Annotated in this window: 4 protein-coding genes; 2 read left to right on the forward strand and 2 right to left on the reverse strand. The window is 71.2% G+C overall.

The genetic code is table 11. The features are described from left to right. Nucleotides 1-56: 56 nt before the first annotated feature. Nucleotides 57-932 (reverse strand): signal recognition particle-docking protein FtsY, encoded by an 876-nt coding sequence (ftsY, locus tag AC1DY2_RS15695; protein ID WP_476763268.1) that lies wholly within the window; start codon nucleotides 930-932, stop codon nucleotides 57-59. A 102-nt stretch (nucleotides 933-1034) separates the two neighbouring features. Between ftsY and AC1DY2_RS15700 the strand changes: the two genes are divergently transcribed. Then, complete coding sequence (locus tag AC1DY2_RS15700; protein WP_476763269.1) at nucleotides 1035-2003, forward strand: TIGR03885 family FMN-dependent LLM class oxidoreductase; 969 nt, start codon at nucleotides 1035-1037, stop codon at nucleotides 2001-2003. Beyond that, the gene (locus AC1DY2_RS15705) at nucleotides 2000-3664 is read left to right on the forward strand and encodes an alpha-amylase family protein (RefSeq protein ID WP_476763270.1); all 1665 of its coding nucleotides are present in this window, start codon (nucleotides 2000-2002) and stop codon (nucleotides 3662-3664) included. Before AC1DY2_RS15700 ends, AC1DY2_RS15705 begins: the two co-directional genes overlap by 4 nt. 51 nt (nucleotides 3665-3715) lie before the next feature. Here AC1DY2_RS15705 and AC1DY2_RS15710 read toward each other — a convergent pair. After that, the coding region (locus AC1DY2_RS15710; protein ID WP_476763271.1) for an AAA family ATPase at nucleotides 3716-4683 on the reverse strand (968 nt) is incomplete at its 5' end.

Raw genomic sequence — 4683 nt, forward strand, 5'->3', positions numbered from 1 at the left:
GACCAGTACTCGCCGATGACCCCGAAGTAGTCGTGTTCGATCGCCATGTGCTCCTCCTAGCCCACGAGCTTCTGCGCGAAGACGTGCGGCGTGAACCCGGTGAGGTCGCCGATGCCCTCGCCCTGGCCGATCAGCTTGATCGGCAGGCCGGTCTTCTCCTGCACCGCGAGCACGAAGCCGCCCTTCGCGCTGCCGTCGAGCTTGGTGAGCACGAGGCCGGTGACGCCGCCGTGCTCGATGAACGCCTCGGCCTGCGCCAGGCCGTTCTGCCCGGTCGTCGCGTCGAGCACGAGCAGCACCTCGCTGATGGGCGCCTGCTTCTCGACGACGCGGCGGATCTTGCCGAGCTCGTCCATGAGCCCGCCCTTGGTGTGCAGGCGACCCGCGGTGTCGATGATGACGATCTCGATGCCGTCGCGCTTGGCCTTCTCGACCGTCTGGAAGGCGACGGATGCCGGGTCCTGGCCCCCGCGCTCAGGTCGCACGATGCCCACGCCGGCGCGCTCCGCCCAGGTGGCGAGCTGGTCGACCGCGGCGGCACGGAACGTGTCGGCCGCGCCCACGACGACGCTCCGGTCGTAGCTGCGCAGGAACCGCGCGAACTTGCCGATCGTGGTGGTCTTGCCGACGCCGTTCACGCCGACGACCAGCACGACGGCGGGACGCTCCGTGAGCTTCAGCGTCGGGTCGTACTTCGAGAGCCGCTCCTCGATGAGCTCGCGCAGCATCCGCTGGACGTCGCGCGGATCGGTCGTGCGGTACCGCTCGACCTGGGCCTTGATCGCGGCCACGATCTCCTCGGTGACGGCGGGGCCGAAGTCGGCGCGGATGAGCGCGGACTCGAGGTCGTCCCAGGTGTCCTCGTCGATCGTCTTCGCTCCGAAGACCCCGCGGAGGGCCGCACCGAGCGACCAGGATGCGCGTTCTGCCATGCCTCCAGCCTAGAGCGCCGGTACACCGCGCCCGGTGCCCCTGCAAGGGGTTGCCGCTCCCCCGGGGCCACGGAACCCTCGGGGACGACGGAAGGAGTGCGAATGACGATCGTGGGATTCCACGCCTCGCACGAACAACTGCCGCCCAGCCGACTGCTCCACGCGGTGCGGCGCGCCGAACAGGCCGGCTTCGACGCCGCCATGTGCAGCGACCACCTCGAGCCGTGGAGCGTGCGCCAGGGGCACTCGGGGTATGCATGGAGCTGGCTCGGCGCCGCGCTCGAGGCCACCTCGTTCTCGCTCGGCGTCGTGACGGCGCCCGGGCAGCGCTACCACCCGGCGATCGCGGCGCAGAAGCTCGCCACCCTCGCGGAGATGTACCCGAACCGGTTCTGGGCGGCGCTCGGGAGCGGTGAGGCGATCAACGAGCACGTCACCGGCGATCCGTGGCCGGTGAAGGAGGAGCGCGACGCGCGGCTCGCCGAATCGGTCGACGTCATCCGCCGCCTGCTCGCCGGCGACGAGGTGACCGCCGACGGCCGCATCCGGGTCGACCACGCGAGGATCTGGAGCCGCCCCGACGAGCCGCCGCCGCTGTTCGCCGCCGCCATCAGCACCGAGACCGCGCGCGACGTCGCGGCATGGGCCGACGGCGTCATCACCGTCGATCAGGGGCCCGACGGGCTGCGCGAGTTCATCGACGCGTACCGCGAGGCCGGCGGCCGCGGCCCGGTCGCCGTGCAGGTGCACCTGAGCTGGGCGCCGTCCGACGACGAGGCGCTCGCCATCGCGCACGACCAGTGGCGGCAGAGCCTCGTGCCGGCGCACCTCTCGTGGGAGCTCGACCGCCCCGAGGACTTCGACGCCCGCACGGCCGACGCCACGCTCGACGACGTGGCTGCCACGCTGCTCGCCTCGTCCGACACCGCACGGCACCTCGACCACCTCGCGGGCATCGCGGAGCTCGACGTCGACCGCATCTTCCTCCACCACGTCGGCGCCGAGCAGGACGCGTTCATCGATGCCTTCGGCGAGCACGTCCTCCCCGCACTGAGGGGGGTGGGCCGATGAAGATCACCGACCGTAGCGACCTCTGGTGGAAGACGGCGGTCGTCTACTGCCTCGACGTCGAGACGTACATGGACTGGAACGACGACGGCTCGGGCGACTTCGAGGGCCTCGGGCACCGGCTCGACCACCTCGCCGAGCTCGGGGTGACCTGCCTCTGGCTCATGCCGTTCCAGCCGACGCCCGACCGCGACGACGGCTACGACATCACCGACTTCACGGGCGTCGACCCCCGGCTCGGCTCGCTCGGCGACGTCGCGGAGTTCCTGCGCACCGCCCGCGACCGCGGCATGCGCGTGATCATCGACTTCGTGATGAACCACACCTCCGACCGGCACCCCTGGTTCCGGTCGGCCAGGCGCAGCCGCACCTCGCCGTTCCGCGACTACTACGTCTGGCGGGACGAGCCACCCGCGCATCCGGCGAAGACCGTGTTCCCCGGCGAGGAGGACGGCGTCTGGGAGTACGACGAGCGCACGGAGCAGTACTACCTGCACAGCTTCTACCGGCACCAACCCGACCTCAACATCGCCAACCCGGCCGTGCGCCACGAGATCGCGAAGACGATCGGCTTCTGGCTGGAGATGGGCGTCTCGGGCTTCCGGGTCGACGCCGTGCCGTTCCTCATCGAGCCGCCCGACGGCGTCGACATCGGCGATCCGCACGAGTTCCTCCGCGACATCCGGAGGTTCCTGCAGCGCCGTTCGAGCGAGGCGGTGCTGCTGGGCGAGGTGAACCTGCCGTTCGACCAGCAGGTCGAGTTCTTCGGCCGGCCCGGCCATCCGGCCGAGCTCACGATGCAGTTCGACTTCCTCGGCATGCAGGCCCTGTACCTGTCGCTCGCGCGGGAGGACGCACGACCCCTCGCCGCCTCGCTCGCCGAGCGGCCCCAGCTGGAGCCCGAGGCGCAGTGGGCGAACTTCGTGCGCAACCACGACGAGCTCACCCTCGACAAGCTCAGCGACGCCGAGCGCGAGGAGGTGTTCGACGCGTTCGCGCCCGAGGAGTGGATGCGGGTCTACGGGCGGGGCATCGCGCGCCGCCTCCCGCCGATGCTCGACGGCGATCCCCGCCGCATCCGTATGGTCTACAGCCTGCTCTTCTCGCTGCCGGGCACACCCGTGGTCTTCTACGGCGAGGAGATCGGCATGGGCGAGAACCGCGTGGAGGGCGGCCGCATGACGGTGCGCACCCCGATGCAGTGGACCGACGAGGCGAACGGCGGCTTCTCGCGGGCGCGGCCCAATCGGCTCGTGGCCGCGCCGCCCACCGACGGCTACGCGCCCGAGCACGTGAACGTCGAGGCGCAGATGCACGACCCCGAGTCGCTGCTCGCGACGATCCGGAAGTTCGCGGTGCGGTACCGCAGCTCCCCCGAGATCGGCTGGGGCCGGCTCGACCTGCTCGACACGGGCAACGACGCCGTGCTCGCCCACCAGCTCACCGCCGACGTCGGCCGGTTCGTCGCGGTGCACAACTTCGCGCCACGGCCGGCCACCGTCACCCTCGAGCTCGGGGAGGTGCCCGCCGGGGCCCGGTTCTCCGACCTGTTCGCCGTCGACGCGTTCGACCTCGACGAGCGCGGGCGCATCGACGTGCACCTCGACGCCTACGGGTACCGCTGGTTCCGCGTCGTCGATCCGGGCGATCGCCGGCTCACCTGAGTCGCAGAGCGGATGCCGCAGGCGCGTRCCTGCGGCATCCGCTCGCTCGGCTCAGCTGGCCTTGGCCTCGCGCTCCTCGCGAACCCGCTGGCCGACGACGGCGGAGACGCCGTCCTGGCGCATCGAGACGCCGTAGAGCGCGTCGGCGATCTCCATCGTGCGCTTCTGGTGCGTGATGACGATGAGCTGGCTGGACTCGCGCAGGTCCTCCATGGTGGTGAGGAGGCGGCCGAGGTTGGCGTCGTCGAGCGCCGCCTCCACCTCGTCCATGATGTAGAACGGGCTCGGACGCGCCTTGAAGATGGCGATGAGCAGCGCGACCGCGGCCAGCGATCGCTCGCCGCCCGAGAGCAGCGAGAGGCGCTCGATCTTCTTGCCGGCCGGCTTCACCGAGACCTCGATGCCGGTCGTGAGCATGTTGTCGGGGTCGGTCAGCGTGATGCTGCCCGTGCCGCCCGGGAAGAGCACCGGGAAGACCTCGGCGAACGCCGCCTGGGTGTCGTCGAAGGCGCCGCGGAAGATCGCCTCCATCTTCCCGTCGATCTCCTCGATGATGGTGAGCAGGTCCTTGCGGGTGTTGGCGAGGTCGGTGAGCTGCTCCGAGAGGAACTGGTGCCGCTGCTCGAGCGCGGCGAACTCCTCGAGCGCGAGCGGGTTGACCCGGCCGAGCTGGGCCAGCTTGCGCTCGGCGGCCGCCAGGCGGCGCTGCTGCTCCTCGCGCACGAACGGGCGGGGCGCCGACTCCTCGTCCTCGCCGGGGATCTCGACGTCGGGGCCGTACTCGTCGACCAGGACGTCCTCGCCGAGGCCCAGCTCCGACTCCGCGCGTTCCACGAGGCCGGCGACGTGCAGCTTCTTCTCGTAGATGCGCAGCTCGAGGCCGTGCACGTCCTCGGTGACGGCGTGCAGCCGCTCGCGCACGGCGGCCTCCTGGCGCCGCACCTGCTGGAGCTCCTCATTCCGGCTCGCGCGCTGCGCCTCCGCGCGTCCGAGGGCGACGCGGGCCTCGGCCACCGACG

The sequence above is a fragment of the Agromyces sp. P1_H4 genome (assembly GCF_056405255.1).

Excerpts from the sequence above, each read along its gene's own strand:
- ftsY (WP_476763268.1), bottom strand. The coding sequence starts at position 932 with ATGGCAGAACGCGCATCCTGGTCGCTCGGTGCGGCCCTCCGCGGGGTC.
- AC1DY2_RS15700 (WP_476763269.1), top strand. The coding sequence starts at position 1,035 with ATGACGATCGTGGGATTCCACGCCTCGCACGAACAACTGCCGCCCAGC.
- AC1DY2_RS15705 (WP_476763270.1), top strand. The coding sequence starts at position 2,000 with ATGAAGATCACCGACCGTAGCGACCTCTGGTGGAAGACGGCGGTCGTC.